The following is a 19,473-nucleotide window of genomic DNA, read 5'->3' on the forward strand; positions in this document are numbered from 1 at the left end:
CCGCGCCGGGGGCCTCTCCTGCGGCGTGCTCAGGGGCCCTGCTAGAAAGCGGAGTTGGTGAACCAGAGGTCCAGCAGTTCCTCGTCTCCGGCGACGGCGACCCCGGGCGCCGAGCGGTCGATCCGGCCGTAGAGGAGGAGCAGCAGGTCGGCGGCGGTGGCCGAGACGGTGGCGTCGGCGGTCGGGTCGGTCGGGTTGTTCGGGTCGGCGGCGTCCAGGCCGAAGCCCTCGGGGCGCAGGCGCACCAGCCAGTCGCCGTCCCCGTCGGTGCGGGTGAAGCGGACCGTGCGGTCGTCGCCGCGGAGTTCGGCCGTGCGCGGGGCGAAGAAGGCGGCGTACGGCAGGTTGGTGAGGAACTCGTCGACGCCGTCCGCGGCGAGGTCCGGGTCGATCTCGGGCTTCAGCCCCAGCGCGAGTTCGGCGTCGGCGCGGTGGACGAGCGTTTCGAAGAGCATCCGGCGCACCCAGAACCGGGCGTGCTGGTCGGCGCCCCAGGCCCACATCGGGGCGTCGAGGTCGGTCTCGGCGAACGTCGCCCCGGCCTCCGCGCCGGCCTCGGTGAGCCACGCCGGGTAGTCCTCCGCCCGCTCGGGGAGCTTCAGGTCGACGTCCCGGCTGGTGGGCGGTGCCTGGATGCGCTGCCGCAGCAGGACGGTGAACCAGCGCTGGACGCTGCCGGCGTGGCGGAGGAGGTCGGTGAGGGTCCAGTCGGGACAGCTGGGGACGGGGGTGGTCGGGTCGGCGGACCGGACGGCGGTGGCGAACCTGTCGGTCTCGGCGGCCACGGCGGTGACGTGCTCGTTCGGGGTCATGGGCGGAAGCTCCGGGGGCTCAGGGCGCAGGGGTGGCGGGGGTCGGTGCGTTCTCGGCGGGACGGCGCGGGTCAGGCGAGGGGCTTGTCGACGACGGCCTTGGTGTGGCTGAACGTGTCGATCGAGTACTCGCCGTGGTAGCGGCCCATGCCGCTCTCGCCGACGCCGCCGAACGGCAGCTCGGGCATCGCCAGGTGGGAGACCGGCAGACCGAAGCTGAGCGCGCCGGAGGAGGTCTCCTCGGCGAGTCGCCGCTTGGTGTCCGCGGACTCGGTGAAGGCGTAGAGGGCGAGCGGCTTGTCGCGCTCGTTGATGAACGCGATCGCCGCGTCGAGGTCGGGCACCGGCAGGACGGGCAGGATCGGGCCGAAGATCTCGGTCCGCATCACCGGGGCGGTCGCGGGCACGTCGGCGAGGACGGTCGGGGCCAGGTAGCGGGTGGCGCGGTCGTGCTCGCCGCCGACGACGGTCCGCCCGTCGCCGAGCAGCGCGGTGAGCCGGTCGAAGTGACGCTCGTTGACGATCCGTCCGTACTCCGTGCTCGCGGCCGGGTCCTCGCCGTACAGCTCCCGCACCGCGTCGGCCAGTTCGCGTTCCAGGGCGGCCGCGGTGTCGCCGACGGCGAGGACGTAGTCGGGGGCGACGCAGGTCTGTCCGGCGTTGAGGAACTTGCCGCTGGCGATCCGCCGGGCGGTGACGGCGAGGTCGGCGCCGGGGTCGACCACGACCGGGCTCTTGCCGCCGAGTTCCAGGGTGACCGGGGTGAGGTGCCGGGCGGCGGCGGCCATGACGATCCGTCCGACGGTGCCGTTGCCGGTGTAGAAGATGTGGTCGAAGCGCTGCTCCAGCAGGGCGGTGGTCTCCGGGACGGCGCCCTCGACGACCGCGACCGCCTCCTCGCCGAGGTAGCGCGGCAGCAGTTCGGCGATGGCCGCGGAGGTCGCGGGGGCGAGTTCGCTGGGCTTGACGAGGGCGGTGTTCCCGGCCGCCAGGGCGCCGACCAGCGGGGCCAGGGCGAGCTGGAGCGGGTAGTTCCAGGGCGCGATGATCATCACCACGCCCAGCGGGTCGCGGACGACCCGGGCTTCGGCGGGGCGGAAGAACTCCGGTACGGCGGCCGGCCTCGGCTCCAGCCACTCCGCCAGGTTTCTTACGGTGTGGTCGAGTTCGTTGAGGGTGAAGCCGATCTCGGTCCGGTACGCCTCGGTGGCGCTCTTGCCGAGGTCGGCGTGCAGGGCCTGCTGGAAGACCTCGCCCTGTTCGGTGAGCAGGGCGCGCAGGGCGGCCAGCTTGTCCAGGCGCCAGGCGAGCGGCCTGGTGCGGCCGGTGGAGAATTCGGCCCGCAGGCGGGCGACCACGGAAGGGATGGCGTCGGTCATGAGGGTCTCGCGGTCTTGAGATGGGGAGACGGTGCTTGCTGGCAGAAATTTTCACTACCTGAAGCAATGGTGACCCTAGGGATGAAAGGTTGAGATTGTCAAGCATCCTCCGTCGGGCGGGTTGACCGGCCGGCCGGCCGCTCGGCGGGCCGGGCCCCAGGGGCGGTAGCCGGTGAGGCCGTGGGCGGCCGGCAGCGGCAGCAGGCCGTGCCGCGTGCGGGCGAGCGACCGTGGGAGGAGGTGCGGGTCGCCCGGGCCGTGAGGGTGCGGGGGCGCAGTACGACGGCACCGGCTGCCAGGGCGAGCCGTTCGGCGGCCGCTTGGTGCGTCCGTAAGCGTTGAGGTGGTCGGCGGCGGGGTGGTCCTCGCTGAGGACGGGGGCGGCGGTGCGGCTGCCGCGGACCATGATCTCGTCGGGTTCGAGCCCGGGGACGGCGGCCGTGTCGGCTGCGGAGGTGTGGAGGCTGGAGAGCGCGAAGTGGACGTACCGGTCGACCGCACGGGGGAAGGAGAGGTGCGTCCGGCCGGGCCGTCAGTGGCGAGCCGTCAGCGCCGGGCCGTAAGTGCCCGACCCCGCCGACGTGTTGCGTCCGCGGTGGGGTCGGGCACTCGGGTGGTGGTCAGCTCAGGGTGCGGAGCGAGGCGGCGTCGTAGGGGCGCAGGTCGGCGAAGCGGCCGGAGAGGACCTTGGCGGCCCACTGCGGGTCCTGGAGGAGGGCGCGGCCGACGGCGACCATGTCGAACTCGTCGCGCTCCAGCCGGTCGAGCAGGTTGTCGATGCCCCGGACCGGCGCGCCCTCACCCGCGAACGCGCGGACGAAGTCGCCGTCGAGGCCGACCGAGCCGACGGTGATGGCGGGGCGTCCGGTGAGCTTCCTGGTCCAGCCGGCCAGGTTGAGGTCGGAGCCGTCGAACTCGGGGATCCAGTAGCGGCGGGTCGAGGCGTGGAAGGCGTCGACGCCGGCCTCGACGAGCGGGGTGAGGATCGCCTCCAGTTCCTCGGGGCTCTCGGCGAGGCGGGCGTCGTAGTTGTCCGACTTCCACTGGGAGTAGCGGAAGATCACCGGGAACTCCGCGGAGACGGCCTCGCGCACCGCGGTGACGAGTTCGGCCGTGAACTTCGTGCGGGCGACCGGGTCGCCGCCGTAGGCGTCGGTGCGGCGGTTGGTGCCCGCCCACAGGAACTGGTCGAGCAGGTAGCCGTGGGCGCCGTGCAGTTCGACGCCGTCGAAGCCGATCCGCTCGGCGGCCGCGGCGGCCTCGGCGAACGCGCCGATGACGGCGTCCAGGTCGGCCCGGGTCATCGCCCGCCCCGTGCCCTCGGTGCCGTTCAGCCGGATGCCGGACGGGCCGATGGCGGGGGCGTCGGCGAACGGCGGGTCGCCCTGCTTGCGGACCATGCCGATGTGCCAGAGCTGCGGCACGATGGTGCCGCCCGCCGCGTGGACGTCCTCGGCGACGCGGGCCCACCCGGCCAGCTGCTCCTCGCCGTGGAAGCGCGGGATGTCGTCGCTCTGGCCGGCGGACTCGTGACCGACGTACGTGCCCTCGGTGACGATCAGGCCGACGCCGGCGGCGGCGCGGCGGGCGTAGTACGAGCGCACGTCCTCGCCGGGCACGCCGCCCGGGGAGAACTGGCGTGTCATCGGCGCCATCGCGATGCGGTTGGGCACGGTCAGCCCGTTGATCGTGACGGGTCGGGACAGGATCCCGGCCGCGCGGTCGGCAGCGGTCTCGGTGACGGTCATGGGATTCCTCGCGGTCGCGGTGGCGATGGGGGCGGCGACGTCGATGGCGCACGCCGGGGCGGAAACGGTTGCCCGTACCAACCACCTCGATGGCCTCGGCATTTCTTCGTGCGCGCTCGGCTCGCTGTGATCCGCGCCACTGTGCGCCGCTGCGCTGGCCGCCGCCTGGTCGTCCTGCCCCTGAGGCAAATGTACGGACAATAGCTTGCGGTCGACGGCGGGTCTCTCTACTTTAATGTCCGTACATTTCGTCAGGGAGGGACCCCTTGATAACCAGGCATCACCGGATCGTGATCATCGGCGGCGGGACCGCGGGAATCACCGTCGCGGCCAGGCTCCGCCGCGCGGGCGAGCAGGACGTCGCGGTGCTCGATCCGAGCGATCGTCACTACTACCAGCCGCTCTGGACCCTGGTCGGCGGCGGCCGGGCACCGCTGTCGGAGAGCATCCGGTCGCAGGCGTCCGTCATGCCGAAGGGCGTGGAGTGGATACGCCGCGCCGCGGTCGCCGTCGACCCCGAGGCCCGGGAAGTGGCGCTGGACGACGGCGGCACCGTCTGCTACGACCACCTCGTGGTCTGCCCCGGCATCCAGCTGGACTGGGACCGGGTGCCCGGCCTGGAATCCGGGCTCGGCAAGGACGGCCTGTCCAGCAACTACCTGCCCCAGTACGCCCCCGCGACCTGGCGCTTCATCCGCGAGACCCGCTCCGGCAGCGCGGTGTTCAGCATGCCGACCGGCGCCGTCAAGTGCGGCGGCGCCCCGCAGAAGATCGCCTACCTGGCCGCCGACTACTGGCGCCGGCAGGGCGTGCTCGGCAAGATCGACGTCCACCTGGTGATCCCCGGCGCCGCCATCTTCGGCGTCCCCGAGTTCGCCCGCGTGCTCGACGGCGTGGTGCGCCGGTACGGCATCAAGGTCCACTACGGGAGCGAGGTCTCCGAGGTCCGCCCGGACGCCCGCGAGGTGGTCGTCACCGACCTGGGGAGCGGGGGCACGACGACCCTGCCGTACGACGTCGCCCACGTGGTGCCGCCGCAGAGCGCCCCGGACTGGGTCAAGCGCAGCCCGCTCGCCGGGGCCGACGACCCGGCCGGCTACGTCGAGATCGACAAGCACACGATGCGGCACGTCCGGTACCCCAACGTGTGGGCGCTGGGCGATGCCGGCTCGTCCCCGAACTCCAAGACCGGCGCCGCGGTGCGCAAGCAGGCGCCCGTGCTCGTCGAGAACCTCCTCGCCGCCCTCAACGGCCGGGTGCCCAAGGCCTCCTACGACGGCTACTCCTCCTGCCCGCTGACCACCGCCCGCAACAAGATGCTGCTCGCGGAGTTCGACTACAGCGGGCGGCCCACCCCGTCGATCCCGGTGATCGACACCATCCGCGAGCGCACCGACATGTGGTACCTCAAGCGGCGCGGGCTGCCGTTCCTCTACTGGAACCTCATGCTCCGCGGACTCGCCTGACCGGTACGGGTCGCACCCCGGCCCCCACGCAGCCCGCACGGCCCGCCGCACCGCCGCGACACCCCACCCCATGCCCCGCCCGTACGGCCGCGGGGCTCAACCACCGCCCACCCTCAGGAGCTTGAGATGACGACCGCCGGACCCCTGGTCTTCGTGCAGTTCTACCTGGACTGCCTCTCCCACGCCTCGTACCTCGTCGGCGACCGCACCACCGGCCGGGCCGTCGTGGTCGACCCCCAGCGCGACGTCCACGACTACCTCGCCACCGCCGAACAGCACGGCCTGACCATCGAGCGGGTCATCGAGACCCACATCCACGCGGACTTCCTCTCCGGCCACCTGGAGCTGGCCGAGCGCACCGGCGCGCGCATCTCCTACGGCTCCGCCGCCGTGCTCGACTTCGACACCGACCCGCTGGGCGACGGCGAGCACCTCAGCCTCGGCGCCGTCGACCTGGAGATCCTGCACACCCCGGGCCACACCCCGGAGTCGATCTGCGTCGTCGTGCGCGAACAGGCCGGTGACGCCGTCCCGTTCGGCGTCCTCACCGGCGACACCCTGTTCATCGGCGACGTCGGCCGCCCCGACCTGCTCAGCTCGCGCGGCCGCTCCGCCGAGGAGATGGCCCGGCTGCTGTACCGCTCCACCCGCGCCCTGCTGACCCTCCCCGACGACACGCGCGTCTACCCGGCACACGGAGCCGGCTCGGCCTGCGGCAAGAACCTCTCCACCGAACTGAGTTGCACGATCGGCAACCAGCGCGGCGGCAACTACGCCCTGGCCGACATGACCGAGGACGAGTTCGTCGCCGTGGTGACCGACGGCCAGCCCGCCGCGCCCGCCTACTTCGCCTTCACCTCGGTGCGCAACCGCCAGGCCCGCCCGGTCCTCGACGAGGACACCCCCGTCCCGTCGCTCACCCCGGAGGAGTTCCTCCAGGCCCGGGCCGGCGGCGCCACCGTGCTCGACACCCGGGACCCGGAGGCGTTCGCTGCCGCCCACCTGCACGGCGCGGTGAACATCCCGCTCGGCGGCCGCTTCGCCGAACTCGCCGGCCAGGTGCTGGACGCCCAGGAGGCCGTCATCCTGTGCGGCGACGCGGACACCGCGCTCGAGGCCCGGAACCGGCTGGCCAGGATCGGCTTCGACCGCGTCCTGGGCGCCCTGGCCGCGCCGGTGGACGCCGTTGGCGCCGCGCACCTGACCGAGGTCGTGCGGGTGGACGCCGACGAACTCGCCGACCGACTCACCGAGGGCGCGGACGACGTCGAACTGCTGGACGTGCGCGGCCCCGGCGAGATACGCGAGAAGGGCACCATCCCCGGCGCCCGGCTCCTCCCGCTGCCCGAACTGCTCGCCCGCCTCGGTGAGTTGCCGACCGAAATGCCGCTGACCGTGGTCTGCGCCGGCGGCAACCGCTCCTCGGTGGCCGCGTCCGTGCTGCGCGCCCGCGGCTTCGAGGCCACCGATCTGCGCGGCGGCTTCGCCGCCTGGCACGGTGAGGTCCTCCACCCCGCCGACCAGGCCTCGGACGGCGTCACGGCGTGAGCGTCCTGATCACCGCTCTGCTCTGCGGAGCCGTGGTCGGCGTGGCGCTCGGCGCGCTGGGCGGCGGCGGGGGAGTGCTCGCGGTCCCGGCCCTGGTGTACCTGCTGGGCCTGCCGCCCTCCGAGGCCGGGACCACCAGCCTGGTCATCGTGACCGCCACCACCGTCACCGCGCTCGTCCGCCACTCCGGCACCGGCAACGTCAAGTGGCGCACCGGTGCGCTGTTCGCCACGGCCGGCGTCCTCCCCGCCATCGGGGCCTCCCTGCTCGCCCACCGCATCCCGCAACCGGTGCTGACCGCCGCGTTCGCCGTCCTGGCCGCGCTGGCCGCCGCGGCGATGCTGCGCGGCACCCGAACCGCGGGGCGGACGCCGGCCGAGGAGGGCGGCGCCGAGGAGGGCGGCGCGGACGGAGCGTCCGCGAAGCCGGCCGGCCGGGAGGGGTACGCGAGTACGGTCGCGGCCGGAGCAGGCCTCGGGGCGGTGACCGGACTGCTGGGAGTCGGCGGCGGCTTCCTCGCGGTGCCCGCGCTGGTGTCCGTGCTCCGGCTGCCGATGCGCAAGGCCGTCGGCACCAGCCTGGTGGTCGTCCTCATCAACTCGGTCGTCTCCCTCGCCACCCGCCTGACGGTCACGGGCGTGTCCATCGATCCGGCGATCTTCGGGCCGTTCGTGGGCGCCGCAGTCCTCGGCGCCTGGGACGGCAAGCGACTGGCGGCGAAGCTCTCCGGGGCCGCGCTGCAGCGGGCCTTCGCCGTCGTCCTGCTCGCGGTGGCGGCGTTCATGCTGGTCGGCGCCTTCGCCTGACGGCCGCCGCACGACGACCGCGGCCTGCGCGACCGCTGCCCGTGGCACCCCGCCCGGGCGGCGGTCGCCGCCCGTCGTGCCCCGTCGCCGCCCGATCGGCGCGCCCGGCGGGACCGGCGGCCGTCGATTTTGTGCTATCCCCCCGGAGGTACGAACATTCACCTCGTGTCCCGCACCACCCACCCGACCCCTGATCCCCAGGAAGGCGCCGTGACCTCCGAGCCCGGCCCCAGGACCCTCGCGCGAGCCCCGGGCAATCCGCTCTGGGCGCAGCTGCGCGCCGACCTGCTGCGCCGGCTCGACGAGGGCGAGTTCCGCGACGTCTTCCCCGGCGAGCACGACCTCGTCGCCGAGTACCAGGTCAGCCGGCACACGGTTCGCGAGGCCCTGCGCAAGCTCCGCGAGGAGGGCCTCGTCACCGCCCAGCGCGGCAAGGCCTCGCGGTTCACCGCGAGCCGCCCCCTGGAGCAGGACATCGGTGAGGCGTACAGCCTCTTCCGCTCCGTCGAGGAGGTCGGCGCCGTCCAGCGCAGCGTCGTGCGCGCGCTCGACCGGCGTGCCGACGGCGTCATCGCCGCCCGACTGGGACTCGAGGAATCCACGCCGCTCGTCTACCTCGAACGCGTCCGCCTGGCGGACGAGGAACCCCTGGCCGTCGACCGGATCTGGCTCCCCGCCGACCTGGCCGACCCGCTGCTCCACGTCGACTTCACCCACACCGCGCTCTACGACGAGCTCGAACGCCACTGCGGCACCCGCATCCGCGGCGGCTGGGAACGCATCCGCGCCGTGGTCCCCGGCCGGGGGGAGCGCATCCTGCTCGACTGCCCCGAGACCACGGCGCTGCTTGCGATCGACCGGCTCGGCCGCGACGCCGACGGGCGTGCGATCGAGTGGCGGCAGACGCTCGTCCGCGCGGACCGCTTCGCCGTCGCCGCCGCGTTCTCCGCCCATGACTACCGGCTGGGCGCCCCGGTCCAGACACCCTGACGGGACCGCACCCTCCCGGCCGAACCCGCCCGGACCCGGGGGGGGGCTCCACCGGCGGGTGCGCGCGGCGCGGGGCCGTCCGGACGAAAACGTGGACGGCAGGGACCAGCGGCCCCCGGTGTCCGGTGGGATGTGGCCCGTCGGGCCCTGAGCAGGCTCCGGCCGAGGGGCGACGACGGGACCGGCCGGCCGCCGGCGGCCTGGTCGGCGCGCTCGGCCCGGTCGGCCATGCCGTCCTGCACCACCGCTCTGCCCGGTCGCCGTCGTCCCGGAGTCCTGACCTCGTCCCGGAGTCCTGACCTCGGCCCAGACTCCTGACGTCGCCCCTGGATCCTGACCGGGACCTTCGGGCCACCCCAGGGGCTGCTCGGCCCCTGGGAACGGCCCGCGGCAGCCGCGATCGTGGATCGCACACCGGGTCGTCGGCGTCCTCGCCGCGACCGTCCAACGAGGAAGGCCCGTCATCATGCCGCACGCCGTAGTGGTCGGAGTCGACGGATCGGAACCGAGCGCGGCCGCCGCCGAGTGGGCCGCCCAGGAGGCGCACCGCAGCGACCGGCCGCTGCGGCTGCTCCACGTCGGGGGCACGGGCTCGCCGGCCCCCGGGGAGCCCGACACCGGCGGCGAGCCGCTGCCACCGTCGGTGCTCGCCACCCGGAACCACATCGCGAGCGTGCTGCCCGGGCTGGAGCTGACCTGCGACCAGGTGCCCGGGAACCCGGCGGACGCGCTCGCCGCCGCCGGAGGGCGCGACGGCCTGCTGGTGCTCGGCTCGCGCGGCCTGGGAGGGTTCGCCGGGCTGTTGGTCGGTTCGGTCTCGCTGCGGGTGGCGGGCCACGCGAACTGCCCCGTCGTGGTGCTCCGGGCCGGGGCCGACGGTCAGGGCGAGGGCTCCGGTGACGTGGTGCTCGGGCTGGACAGCGACCAGGCCTGCCCGGACCTCATCGCCTTCGCCTTCGAACAGGCGGCGGCGCGGGGCGCGATGCTGCGCGTGCTGGAGAGCCGGAAGGTGCCCGCCGGGCCGTACTCGGCCGAGGGCGTGGTCTACCAGCCGGAGGTCAGGGAGGCGCTGGAGGCCGCGGAGCTGACGAGGCTCCAGGAGGCGCTGGCCCCCTGGCGGGAGAAGCACCCGGAGGTCCGGGTCCAGGCCGAGCTCACCGCCTGGTCGGCCGGACGGGCGCTGGTGGAGGCCTCCCGGAGCGCCTGCCTGACGGTGGTGGGGCGCCGCCGGCCCAGGCTCCACCCGGCCGCGCCCTGGTTGGGCTCCGTCACCCATGCCGTCCTCCACCACGCGCACGGCCCGGTCGCGGTCGTGCCGCACGACTGAGACCGACCCAGCGGACGGCCGTGGTGCGGACCGACAGCGGTCCGCACCACGGCCGTTGGCGTGCCCGTCGCGACCGCGCGACGACACTCAGGGTTTGATGGCAACGGCCGCGTAGAAGGAGACCTGGGCGTCGGTGACGGTGGCGGGGAGGGTGTCCGCGGGGGTGTCGGTGTCGTCGCCGTGCCAGCGGTGGGCGGGGACGATGCCGGGGCCGAGGAGGTCGAGCCCGTCGAAGAAGGTCGCGAACTCGGCCTTGGGGCGCAGCCGGAGGGAGGTGCCGGCCTGGTTGTAGATCTCCTGCACCTTGGAGGCGCCGGCCGGGTCGAGCTCGGCGGTGGCGTGGGAGAGGACGAGCGCGGAGCCCGCCGGCAAGGGGTCCAGGAGGTGCTTGACGATGGCGTGGGCGTCGTCGAGGTCGGGGACGAAGTGGAGCAGGGCCACCATCGAGAGGACCACGGGCCGGGTGAGGTCGAGCGTCTCGGCGACCTGGGGGGTGGACAGGATGCCGGCCGGGTCGTGGACGTCGCCGTGGACGTACGCGGTGCGGCCCTGGGGGGTGCTGGTCATCAGGGCGCGGGAGTGGGCCAGGACGACGGGGTCGTTGTCGGCGTAGACCACGCGGGCCGAGGGCTCCACGGCCTGGGCGACCTCGTGGAGGTTCGGCGAGGTGGGGATGCCGGTGCCGATGTCCAGCCACTGGCGCAGGCCGCGTCGGGCCAGGGCCCGGGTGGCGCGGTGCATGAAGGCGCGGTTGGCGTGGACCGCGGTGCGCATGGTGGGGAAGACGGTCAGGACGCGTTCGGCGGCTTCGCGGTCGACCGCGAAGTTGTCCTTGCCGCCGAGGAAGTAGTCGTACATCCGGGCGCTGTGCGGAATGTCCTGACGTATCTGCAGGGCTACCGACTCTTCGGACCCGAACTCGGCGGCCGTCGCCATGGTCTCGTCGGTGCTCATTCCCCGCCCCTTCATTGGTGATCACGCCAGGCCCGCGCATTCTAGCCAACTCGCCCGCGTCGCGCGGGAAGTCCGCCTCACGTCCCTCTGCGTCGCGCGCTTTCGGCATTCGGACCCGCGAACTTGCTTGCTGTGACACGATGGTGACGTTTCGTCCACAACCTGAGTGCGGAGCGTGGCGTCTCTACGGATGACAGCGCCCGAGTCGCACCGCTCATGTCTTGGGCCGGACCCTCCGTTGAAAGAGGTGTACCCGTGATCGTCTCCAAGCGGAACTCCCTGCGCCTGGCCGCCGTGGCCACCCTCAGCGCCATCTCCCTCGCCCTGGCGGGCGCCGCGATGGCGGCCGCCCCGGCCTCCCAGCCCGCCCCCGCCCCGTCCGTCGCCACCGCCCCGTCCGCCCTCGTCGCCCAGCCCGTCGCCGTCGCCCCGGCCGTGCCGTCGGCGGCCGCCGTGCGGGCCGGCATCAGCGCCACGCCGTCGGTCGACTCCGTCCAGGCGTGGCAGTTGTTCCGCGTCACCGGCACGACCACCGGCCTCAAGGCGGGAACCACGGTGACCCTGCAGCAGAAGCAGCGCGGCGCGTGGGTCAGCCTGCCCGCGTCCGTCGCCACGACCCGTACCGGCTCCTACTCCCTCGGCGTGAAGCTCGGCATCAAGGGCCTGAACGAGCTGCGCGTCATCAGCGGAACCGCCGCCTCGCCCGTCTTCACCGTCACCGTGCGCTGACCTCCGACCCATCGACACCCGCCCGCGCGGCGCGCCGAGGCGACCCGATCCTGACGTCGGGGAACCGGCTCGGCGCCCGTGCGGGCTTCGGCGTGCCGTCACGGCGCGGCCGGGCCGTCCGGGGAGTCGCGGGGGTGAACGGTCGACGCGAGGACACAAGGTGTCCTAAAGTGAAGGACGTGTCCTCGATCGAGCGTCCTGAGGACCGCCGCGACCGTAGAGCGAAGGAGAACCACGGCATGGCCGACACGTTCCAGACGGACAAGTCCGACCTCGTGAACCTGGCCCATCACCGGATGCGGGCCGCGATACCCGACAGCGGCTGGACGGTGCGACAGAAGCTCGCACTGACCTGCCGCATCCTGTTCGACGCAGGGCACGACTCCGGGCTGGCCGGCCAGATCACCGCCCGGGCCGAGCGTCCGGGCACCTACTACACCCAGCGCCTGGGCCTGGGCTTCGACGAGATCACCGAGGACAACCTGCTCCTCGTCGACGAGGACCTCGACGTCCTGGAGGGCGACGGGATGGCCAACCCGGCCAACCGGTTCCACAGCTGGGTCTACCGGGCCCGCCCGGACGTCAACTGCATCATCCACACCCACCCGCTGCACATCTCCGCGCTGTCGATGCTGGAGACCCCGCTGGTCGTGTCGCACATGGACATGTGCCCGCTGTACGACGACTGCGCGTTCCTGGAGAAGTGGCCCGGCATCCCGGTCGGCAACGAGGAGGGCGAGATCATCGCCGCCGCCCTCGGCGACAAGCGCGCCCTGCTGCTCGCGCACCACGGCCAGCTGGTCGCCACCGGGACCGTCGAGGAGGCGTGCACGCTGGCCCTGCTCTTCGAGCGGGCCGCGAAGCTGCAGCTCCTCGCCAGTGCCGCCGGGAAGATCCAGGAGATCCCCGAACTGCTCGCCCAGGAGGCGCACGACTGGATCTCCACCCCCAAGCGCGGCCAGGCGAACTTCTCGTACTACGCCCGCCGCGCCCTGCGGGCCGGCCACGGCGACGCCCTCGTCAACCGGAAGGACTCCTGAGATGCCCATCGCCACTTCAGTCAGTACCGCCCTCGAGGGGATCATCGCCTACCCGGTGACCCCGTTCTCCGCCGCCGACGGCGGCCTGGACCTCGCCCGGCTCACCGAGCTGATCGACCGCCTGGTCGGCTCCGGCTGCCACGCCATCGCCCCGCTGGGGTCCACCGGCGAGAGCGCCTACCTCGACGACCAGGAGTGGTACGCCGTCACCGAGGCGGCGGTGTCGGCCGTCGCGGGCCGGGTGCCCACCGTCGTCGGCATCGCCGACCTCACCACCCGCAGCGCCGTCCGCCGTGCCCGGTTCGCCGAGAAGGCCGGCGCCGACGTGGTGATGGTGCTGCCGCTGTCGTACTGGAGGCTGGACGAGCGAGAGGTCACCCGGCACTACACCGAGATCGCCGGCGCGATCGGCATCCCGCTGATGATCTACAACAACCCCGCCACCGCCGGGGTCGACCTCAGCCCGGAACTCATGCACCGGCTGGTCGACCAGGTGGAGAACATCACCATGGTCAAGGAGAGCAGCGGCGACATTCAGCGGATGCACCGGCTGGCCCAACTGTCCGACGGCGCCCTGCCGTTCTACAACGGGTCCAACCCGATGGCCCTGGAGGCGTTCGCGGCCGGCGCGGCCGGCTGGTGCACGGCGGCACCGTGCGTCATCCCCGAACTCACCCTCGAGCTGTACCGGGCGGTGCGCGACGCCGACCTGGACGCGGCCCGCCGGGTGTTCTACCGGCAGCTGCCGCTACTGCAGTTCCTGGTCGGCGGCGGTCTGCCGACCACGGTGAAGGCGGGTCTGGCGCTGTGCGGCCTGGACGTCGGCGAGCCCCGGCGCCCGTTGCTGCCGCTGGACGAGGCGCGGACGGCGCGGCTGGCCGCGTTGCTGTCGGAGGCGGGCGTCGCCCTGGCGGCCGACGCCGGGGCGAAGGCCTGACGCTGAGGGCTGAGCGTCGGGGCCTGAGCGTCGGGGCCTGAGCGTCGAGAACGGGGCGCCGAGGGCCGTCAGGGCAGGGTGGGAACCCGGTCCGAGGAGCCGTCCGGGTCGTCGTGGATGACCACGAGGATCTCGGCCGGCTCCGGCCCGGTGCTCCGGCAGCGGTGGGGCAGGGCCGAGTTGAAGTACACGCTGTCCCCGGGCCCGAGTTCGACGCTCCGCTCGGGGAACTCCAGGACGGCGGTGCCCGCGTGGACGAAGAAGAACTCCTCGCCCGTGTGCGACTTGAAGGGCGAGTCCGCCGGCTCGGTCGGCGGGTACATCATGAACGGCACCATCTGCTTGCCGCTGAGGCCGGTCGCGATGCCCTCGTAGCGGGAGGCCTCGGAGCCGGCCCCGGTGCCGACGGGGGTGCGCTCGCCGGCCCGGACGACGGTGACGAGCTCGGGCTCCACCTCCTCCGAGAAGAGCCGGCCGACGTCGACCTTGAGGGCGTGGGCCAGCTTGAGCGCGGTCGAGATCGACGGATCGCTGATGCCGCGCTCGACCTTGGAGAGGTAGCTCTTGGTGACGCCGACCTGCTCGGCGAGTGCCTCCAGGCTGAGCCTGTTCTGCTTCCTCAGCACCCGCAACCTGCTGGCCATGCGTCACCTCTCACCCACGGAATCGTTCGGTCCATTATCGGTCCGGCCGCCCGACCGGCGACGACCGGGCCGTCGGCCGGCGCTCCGCCGCCGTGTCAACCCCCCCGGTCAATCGCCCGGTGCCCGCGGCCCCACGGACGGGTGACAGTCGGGTGCGGCGGTGGTCCCGCGCCTGCGGCTGCCCGTAGACAGGTGCCGTACCGACCTGCCGGACAGGAGAGTTGAAGGGCCGGGGCCTCCCCGCTCGCACGGTCCGCACATACGGCAAGGAGCCTTGTCATCACACCCGCCAGCGCGGGCACCGTCCTCCCGCCCGGGCTGGGCCGGGCGCACCGCGCACCCCGCGCACCCCGCGCACCCCGCGCGCCATGCGCGCCATGCGCACCGGGGGGCGCCGGGGGGCGTCGAGTCGCCCCCGGTTTGTCCCATGCCCGAAACCTGCTCGGGTAGCTGACCAGCCGAACGGATGAATCCGGCGACGGCTGTGCGCCGTGGGCCATCCTCACCTGCCGCGACCACCTGGAAGCCTTCCGGAGGCGGCGCTCGAACAGGCTCTCGCCGTCTGCCCACTGGGCTCCGGGGCCCTCCCGATCCCGTGCGCGACCGACGGGAGTACGGCCCCTGCCGCGCGCGGAGCGTGCTCGAAATGTCCCTGTTCGGCCCGGGCTCGCCCGGAGGTAATCCACTTGAGCGCCGGATTCGAACAGCACCATCATCGGACGCCGTCAGTCCCTACCGGCCGACTCCTTCGAAATCGTCAACTCGGCTTTGGGGAAGCCGACTTGTGTTCTCCCCTCGGTCGGATCCGGCGCGTCCGCGCGCCGCTCTGCGTCTGGAGGATCTGTGGCCTGTCACCCCGCCCCCGCGATCCACGTCCCGCCCGCGCCGGAAGCCCTGGTGGCCCGCGCGCCGCGGAAGGAGGCGACCGCTTGAGCGCCGCGACGACGGCGGCCGGGGCCGCCACCGCCGACGAGGAACTGCGGTGGCTCGCCGACGGACGCCGCATCGAGGCGATCGAGGCGATCAGCGTCAGCGCGATGGCCCGCCGCCTGCCCGCACTCGTCGTCCGCGCGTTCCGCCTCGGCTGGCGCATCGACCGGACCGCCGTCGCGCTGCTCCTGACCTGCCAGGCCGTGTCCGCGGTGCTCGGCGCGGCCGGGCTGTTCGCGACCACCGGCACGATCTCGGCGCTGTTCGGCCCCGGCCGGGTCGAGGACAAGCTCGCCCACGCGGCGCCGTCGATCCTCGTCATCGCGGCGGCGGCCGGCGCCCGCTCCCTGCTGGGCATCACGATCAGGACCGTCACCATCCACCTGTCGCCGCGCATCTCCCGGGCGGCGGAGGCCGAGGTGCTGCGCGCCACCGTGGCGGCCGAACTGGCGGCCTACGACCACGCCGGCTACAACGACGAGCTGGAGGCCGCGGACCGCGGCGCCGAGGTCTGCGTGGACATCGTCGGGGAGGCGCAGAACCTGCTCGCCTCCCTCGCCTCGCTGCTCGGCGCAGCCGGCGTGCTGACCGTGCTCCACCCCGCCCTCCTGCCGCTGCTGGTGCTCGCGGCACTGCCCCAGGGCATCGCGTCGGTGCACGCCGCCCGGGTGCAGTTTCTGGCGAACCGGGCCACCATCGGCGACCGCCGGATCATGGCCAACCTGCGCTGGTACATCCACGTCAAGCGCAACGCCGACCAGGTCCGTTCCGACACCATGGGCGAGTTCCTCCTCGCCAAGTACGACCAGGTCGGCCGGCGGCTGGACGCCAGCTCGCGGCGGGCGGCGATGCAGAGCGCCCGGGTGTCGGTGATCGGTGCCGCCGCCTCCGGCCTCGGTGGCGCGGTGGTGTGGGCGGCGATGCTGTGGCTGGTGAGCACCGGCCGGATGAGTCTGCCGCGTGGAGGAGCGGCCGTGTTCGCCCTGACGGCCGTCGGCACCAGCCTGCGGGGCATCGTCGGCTACGGCGCGGACCTGTTCCGCACCGGCATGTACCTGGACGACTGGTCGAGCTTCCTCGACACCGCCGGCGGACACCGGCTCGAACGCGGCACCGACACCACCGGGGCACCGCGCCGGATCGCGGTGGAGAACCTCGACTACGCCTACCCCGCCTCCGACCGCAAGGTGCTGGACGGGGTGAACCTCCACGTCGAGCGGGGGGAGATCCTGGCCCTGGTGGGGGAGAACGGATCGGGCAAGACCACCCTCGCCAAGCTCCTGTCAGGGCTCTACCTGCCCGACGCCGGCACGGTGCGCTGGGACGGGCGCGACACCCGTGACCTCGATCCACACTCCCTGTGGCGGCAGGTCGCCGTGGCCCCGCAGGACTACGCGCGCTGGCCGCTGACCTGCCGCGAGAACATCACACTGGGCCAGCCCACCGCCGAGGGCGACGCGGCGGTGCTGCGCGCCGCGGACGCCTCCGGAGCGGCCGACGTCGTCGCCAGGCTCCGCCGGGGTCTGTCCACCCTGTTGGCGGTGGAGTGGATGGGCGGCGAGGAGCTGTCCGGCGGCCAGTGGCAGCGCCTGGCCATCGCGCGGGCGTTCCACCGCGAGGCCGGGCTGCTCGTCCTGGACGAGCCGACCGCCGCCCTCGACCCGCGCGCCGAGCACCGGATCTTCCAGAACCTGCGGGCGGTCGCGCGGGAACGGGCGGTCGTCCTGGTCACCCACCGGCTCACCAACGTGGCCGTCGCCGACCGGATCGTGGTCCTCGAGAACGGAAAGGTCCTCCAGGAGGGCACCTTCGCCGAGCTGGTGGCCGAGGAGGGAGGCCGCTTCAGGGAACTGTGGAACCTGCAGAACGAGCGCACCGGCATCCCCGCGCAGCGGACCCGGCCGGGCCGGCGGACCGTGCCGGTCCGGGAGGGCGAGGGGAGCGGCGGGTAGGACAACCGCTGTTCGGGGTTCGGCGTTCGGTTCCCGTTGGTCGAGGCCAGGACCTCGACCACGGGAACGATTGCGGGCCGACGCCCCCGTCAGGACGGGTCGTCGGCGGTGCGGCGGCCGTCGGCCAGTTCGGCGGCGTAGCGGGCGGCGGCCTCCTCCAGGGGGGCCGTCGACCGGCCCTGCTGGTCGGCGAGGTGGTCGGCGACGGCGCGGCGGGCGGCGTCGAGGTCGCCGTCGAGCAGTTCGCGGGTGATCACCAGGCCGTTGTCCGAGAACAGGTGGTGCCGGGTCATCCAGTGCTGGACCTTGTCCATGCCCTCGGCGGCCAGCATCGTCCGCAGTTCCTCCGTCACCGGGGCCAGCCACCGGGCGCGCAGTGCGTACTCGCCGAGGCCCGCGAAGGTCGGCCGGAGGGCGGTGAGCAGCCGGCCCGGGTACTCCTCGACGGGCTCGGCGAACCGCGGGTAGTCCTTGGCGAACTCGTCCCAGTCGACGTCGAGTTCGGCGATCGACCTGGGGAGGACCGGCCAGCGCGACCAGCTCTCATCGGACTGGGTGAAGACCTGCCGCAGCAGGTCGTAGGGGACCTCGGCGGTGCGCGAGAGCAGGAGCGCGTCGTAGAGGTCCTTGCCCTGCGGGTGGTTGTCCGAGACCAGCCAGAGGATCTTCCAGGCGAGGGAGAGCTGGGGCGTGGCCCCGAACAGCGGGCCGGTGACGCCGGGGAGCCGGTAGGACTGCGGCGGGACGGGCAGGTGCTCGGTGAAGACGAAGTCGAGCTGGACCGTCCCGCCGGGGACGCCCGGCGCCGTCCACGGCAGGACGAGCCGGCGGCCGGGGATCCTGCTGTACGTCCAGATCTCCTCGCTGAGCGCCTGGTCGGCGTGCAGCCGTACCGTGCCCGAGAGCCGCTCGGCGCCGGCCGCGAGCTCATGGAGCATGCGGTCGGTGCGCTCGTCCTCCAGCTCCCAGTCCGTCGGGCGGACCACGAAGTCCAGGTCGCCGGGCTCCCGCGCCTGCTCGCCGTACCAGGCCCGGAGCAGGACGCTGCCGCGCAGCACCAGGTGCTCGGCCCACGGCGAGGCGGCGACGGCGGACAGCGCGGTGTTCAGCGCCTCGCGCCGCGCCGCCGACCAGCGCTCGGCGAGCTGCGGGTCGGCGAAGGCGGGCTCGCTGGGGCGAAGGGCCCGGACGTACCCGGCGAGTGCGGGATCGAAGACCGGTTGCTGGCTCACCGACTCGTCGTCGATCGGCCGCAGGCTCCTGGGGAGGTCCTGCTCCTCGCGGACGTCCTCCGACGGCGGCTGCCCGGGCAGCCGGAGGCCCTCCCACGGCCCGTACTGCAGTTCCTCCCACGCCACCGGCGACTGGGACTGGCTCTCGGTCATATCGACTCTCCCTCTCCGTACGGCCCGGTGCCGTGTCCGTGCTCGGTGATCCACCCCGCGTCCAGCGCCTCGTCGCTGTCCACGACGACGAACTCGCGTTCCGCCGACACCACTTCGTGGCCGTCGGCGGCGAGGTCGTGCAGCAGTGCCTCCAGCCGGCGGCCCGCGGTGCCCAGACCGACCAGTCGGCAGCGCTGGGTCACGAACCACTCGCAGCGGCCGTCCTCGCGCACCCGCCGCGGATTGCGCGACAGGTGCGCGCCGTGCCGCACGGCCAGCTCGGTGAGGGCGGTGAGGGCGGTGAGGCGGGCCGGGTCCGAGGCGGGGGCCGGGCCCGGGAGCAGCAGTTTGACGTGGTGCTCGAAGTACCGGCCGGGCCCGTGCGCGGCGGCGTCCTCGTCGGAGGCCGGGACGCCCTGGGCCCACGGCGTGGCCTCGATCTTCGCCCGCAGGACGGTGAACCCGGCCCGCGCCAGGCGGCCGCCGGCCCGGGCGGTCTCCGTGGCGACCTCCGCCAGTGTGCCGCCGGCGCGCAGGGTGAGCATCGGCTGCGACGGCGCCGCGCCGCGCGCCAGCAGGATCTGGGTGAACTTCACGCCGTGGCGCTCGGCCCAGGCGGCCAGCGCCTCGGCGGCGCCGGGTTCGACGGTCAGGTGCACCTCGAAGTCACCCCGGACGTCGGATGGTGCGGGCGGGGTGTCACGGCACTGGTCAGGACGGGTGGCGAGCATGGCGATCATCCTGCCAAGCGCCTCTGACAACGGGGCACGCGCCCGGGTGCGCGGAGCCGCTCCACGGCGGACGCGGACGGGGCGAGAGCGTCAAC

General features: G+C 73.5%; 17 protein-coding genes. 10 read left to right on the plus strand and 7 right to left on the minus strand.

The features are described from left to right. Window positions 1-41: 41 nt before the first annotated feature. The 3 genes from ACWDBE_RS01305 to ACWDBE_RS01315 all read right to left on the minus strand — a co-directional run bounded on the left by ACWDBE_RS01305 (window position 42) and on the right by ACWDBE_RS01315 (window position 3,939). Window positions 42-812 (minus strand): maleylpyruvate isomerase family mycothiol-dependent enzyme, encoded by a 771-nt coding sequence (locus ACWDBE_RS01305; RefSeq protein ID WP_449806798.1) that lies wholly within the window; start codon window positions 810-812, stop codon window positions 42-44. Window positions 813-883: 71 nt separating this feature from the next. Continuing rightward, entirely contained in the window at window positions 884-2,191 is a 1,308-nt protein-coding gene (locus ACWDBE_RS01310; RefSeq protein WP_449806799.1) for an aldehyde dehydrogenase family protein, read from the minus strand. 620 nt (window positions 2,192-2,811) lie between these two features. Then, entirely contained in the window at window positions 2,812-3,939 is a 1,128-nt protein-coding gene (locus tag ACWDBE_RS01315; RefSeq protein ID WP_449806800.1) for an NADH:flavin oxidoreductase, read from the minus strand. On the opposite strand from ACWDBE_RS01315, the gene ACWDBE_RS01320 reads away from it, so the two are divergent. From ACWDBE_RS01320 to ACWDBE_RS01345, 6 genes are all read left to right on the plus strand, one after another. Then, on the plus strand, window positions 3,938-4,069 hold the full coding sequence (locus ACWDBE_RS01320; protein WP_449806801.1) for a hypothetical protein: 132 nt from the start codon (window positions 3,938-3,940) through the stop codon (window positions 4,067-4,069). The two genes, ACWDBE_RS01315 and ACWDBE_RS01320, sit on opposite strands and share 2 nt — an antisense overlap. Before the next feature lie 136 nt (window positions 4,070-4,205). Continuing rightward, entirely contained in the window at window positions 4,206-5,405 is a 1,200-nt protein-coding gene (locus tag ACWDBE_RS01325; RefSeq protein ID WP_449806802.1) for an FAD-dependent oxidoreductase, read from the plus strand. 126 nt (window positions 5,406-5,531) lie between these two features. Further along, window positions 5,532-6,953: an MBL fold metallo-hydrolase gene (locus ACWDBE_RS01330; protein ID WP_449806803.1), complete on the plus strand. Its 1,422-nt coding sequence runs from the start codon at window positions 5,532-5,534 to the stop codon at window positions 6,951-6,953. After that, window positions 6,950-7,759 (plus strand): sulfite exporter TauE/SafE family protein, encoded by an 810-nt coding sequence (locus tag ACWDBE_RS01335; protein ID WP_449806804.1) that lies wholly within the window; start codon window positions 6,950-6,952, stop codon window positions 7,757-7,759. The genes ACWDBE_RS01330 and ACWDBE_RS01335 overlap by 4 nt, the downstream gene beginning before the upstream one ends. Before the next feature lie 210 nt (window positions 7,760-7,969). Further along, window positions 7,970-8,749 (plus strand): GntR family transcriptional regulator, encoded by a 780-nt coding sequence (locus ACWDBE_RS01340; protein ID WP_449806805.1) that lies wholly within the window; start codon window positions 7,970-7,972, stop codon window positions 8,747-8,749. Window positions 8,750-9,215: 466 nt separating this feature from the next. After that, on the plus strand, window positions 9,216-10,076 hold the full coding sequence (locus ACWDBE_RS01345) for a universal stress protein (protein ID WP_449806806.1): 861 nt from the start codon (window positions 9,216-9,218) through the stop codon (window positions 10,074-10,076). An 87-nt stretch (window positions 10,077-10,163) separates the two neighbouring features. Here ACWDBE_RS01345 and ACWDBE_RS01350 read toward each other — a convergent pair whose 3' ends face one another. Next, a complete protein-coding gene (locus ACWDBE_RS01350) occupies window positions 10,164-11,030 on the minus strand; it encodes an SAM-dependent methyltransferase (RefSeq protein ID WP_449806807.1) in 867 nt (288 codons plus the stop codon). 258 nt (window positions 11,031-11,288) lie between these two features. On the opposite strand from ACWDBE_RS01350, the gene ACWDBE_RS01355 reads away from it, so the two are divergent. The 3 genes from ACWDBE_RS01355 (at window position 11,289) to ACWDBE_RS01365 (ending at window position 13,736) form a co-directional block, all read left to right on the plus strand. Further along, window positions 11,289-11,759, plus strand: a complete 471-nt coding sequence (locus ACWDBE_RS01355; RefSeq protein WP_449806983.1) for a hypothetical protein — start codon at window positions 11,289-11,291, stop codon at window positions 11,757-11,759. A gap of 239 nt (window positions 11,760-11,998) precedes the next feature. After that, window positions 11,999-12,799 (plus strand): aldolase, encoded by an 801-nt coding sequence (locus tag ACWDBE_RS01360; RefSeq protein WP_449806808.1) that lies wholly within the window; start codon window positions 11,999-12,001, stop codon window positions 12,797-12,799. Window position 12,800: 1 nt separating this feature from the next. Next, window positions 12,801-13,736 carry a dihydrodipicolinate synthase family protein gene (locus ACWDBE_RS01365; protein WP_449806809.1) on the plus strand — a complete coding sequence of 312 codons (936 nt, stop codon included), beginning with the start codon at window positions 12,801-12,803 and terminating at the stop codon, window positions 13,734-13,736. A gap of 68 nt (window positions 13,737-13,804) precedes the next feature. Here ACWDBE_RS01365 and ACWDBE_RS01370 read toward each other — a convergent pair whose 3' ends face one another. Then, window positions 13,805-14,380 (minus strand): helix-turn-helix domain-containing protein, encoded by a 576-nt coding sequence (locus tag ACWDBE_RS01370; RefSeq protein ID WP_449806810.1) that lies wholly within the window; start codon window positions 14,378-14,380, stop codon window positions 13,805-13,807. Window positions 14,381-15,309: 929 nt separating this feature from the next. Here ACWDBE_RS01370 and ACWDBE_RS01375 point away from each other — a divergent pair. After that, window positions 15,310-17,262 (plus strand): ABC transporter ATP-binding protein, encoded by a 1,953-nt coding sequence (locus ACWDBE_RS01375; RefSeq protein WP_449806811.1) that lies wholly within the window; start codon window positions 15,310-15,312, stop codon window positions 17,260-17,262. Between the two features lie 89 nt (window positions 17,263-17,351). Here ACWDBE_RS01375 and ACWDBE_RS01380 read toward each other — a convergent pair whose 3' ends face one another. Further along, window positions 17,352-18,647 (minus strand): nucleotidyl transferase AbiEii/AbiGii toxin family protein, encoded by a 1,296-nt coding sequence (locus tag ACWDBE_RS01380; RefSeq protein WP_449806812.1) that lies wholly within the window; start codon window positions 18,645-18,647, stop codon window positions 17,352-17,354. After that, a complete protein-coding gene (locus ACWDBE_RS01385; RefSeq protein ID WP_449806813.1) occupies window positions 18,644-19,378 on the minus strand; it encodes a hypothetical protein in 735 nt (244 codons plus the stop codon). Before ACWDBE_RS01385 ends, ACWDBE_RS01380 begins: the two co-directional genes overlap by 4 nt. Between the last annotated feature and the right edge of the window lie 95 nt (window positions 19,379-19,473).

Source organism: Kitasatospora sp. NPDC001132, from assembly GCF_053598415.1.

Coding starts and splice junctions, on each gene's coding strand:
- ACWDBE_RS01305 (WP_449806798.1), bottom strand. CDS start 812: ATGACCCCGAACGAGCACGTCACCGCCGTGGCCGCCGAGACCGACAGG.
- ACWDBE_RS01310 (WP_449806799.1), bottom strand. CDS start 2,191: ATGACCGACGCCATCCCTTCCGTGGTCGCCCGCCTGCGGGCCGAATTC.
- ACWDBE_RS01320 (WP_449806801.1), top strand. CDS start 3,938: ATGGGATTCCTCGCGGTCGCGGTGGCGATGGGGGCGGCGACGTCGATG.
- ACWDBE_RS01315 (WP_449806800.1), bottom strand. CDS start 3,939: ATGACCGTCACCGAGACCGCTGCCGACCGCGCGGCCGGGATCCTGTCC.
- ACWDBE_RS01330 (WP_449806803.1), top strand. CDS start 5,532: ATGACGACCGCCGGACCCCTGGTCTTCGTGCAGTTCTACCTGGACTGC.
- ACWDBE_RS01345 (WP_449806806.1), top strand. CDS start 9,216: ATGCCGCACGCCGTAGTGGTCGGAGTCGACGGATCGGAACCGAGCGCG.
- ACWDBE_RS01350 (WP_449806807.1), bottom strand. CDS start 11,030: ATGAGCACCGACGAGACCATGGCGACGGCCGCCGAGTTCGGGTCCGAA.
- ACWDBE_RS01360 (WP_449806808.1), top strand. CDS start 11,999: ATGGCCGACACGTTCCAGACGGACAAGTCCGACCTCGTGAACCTGGCC.
- ACWDBE_RS01365 (WP_449806809.1), top strand. CDS start 12,801: ATGCCCATCGCCACTTCAGTCAGTACCGCCCTCGAGGGGATCATCGCC.
- ACWDBE_RS01370 (WP_449806810.1), bottom strand. CDS start 14,380: ATGGCCAGCAGGTTGCGGGTGCTGAGGAAGCAGAACAGGCTCAGCCTG.
- ACWDBE_RS01380 (WP_449806812.1), bottom strand. CDS start 18,647: ATGACCGAGAGCCAGTCCCAGTCGCCGGTGGCGTGGGAGGAACTGCAG.
- ACWDBE_RS01385 (WP_449806813.1), bottom strand. CDS start 19,378: ATGCTCGCCACCCGTCCTGACCAGTGCCGTGACACCCCGCCCGCACCA.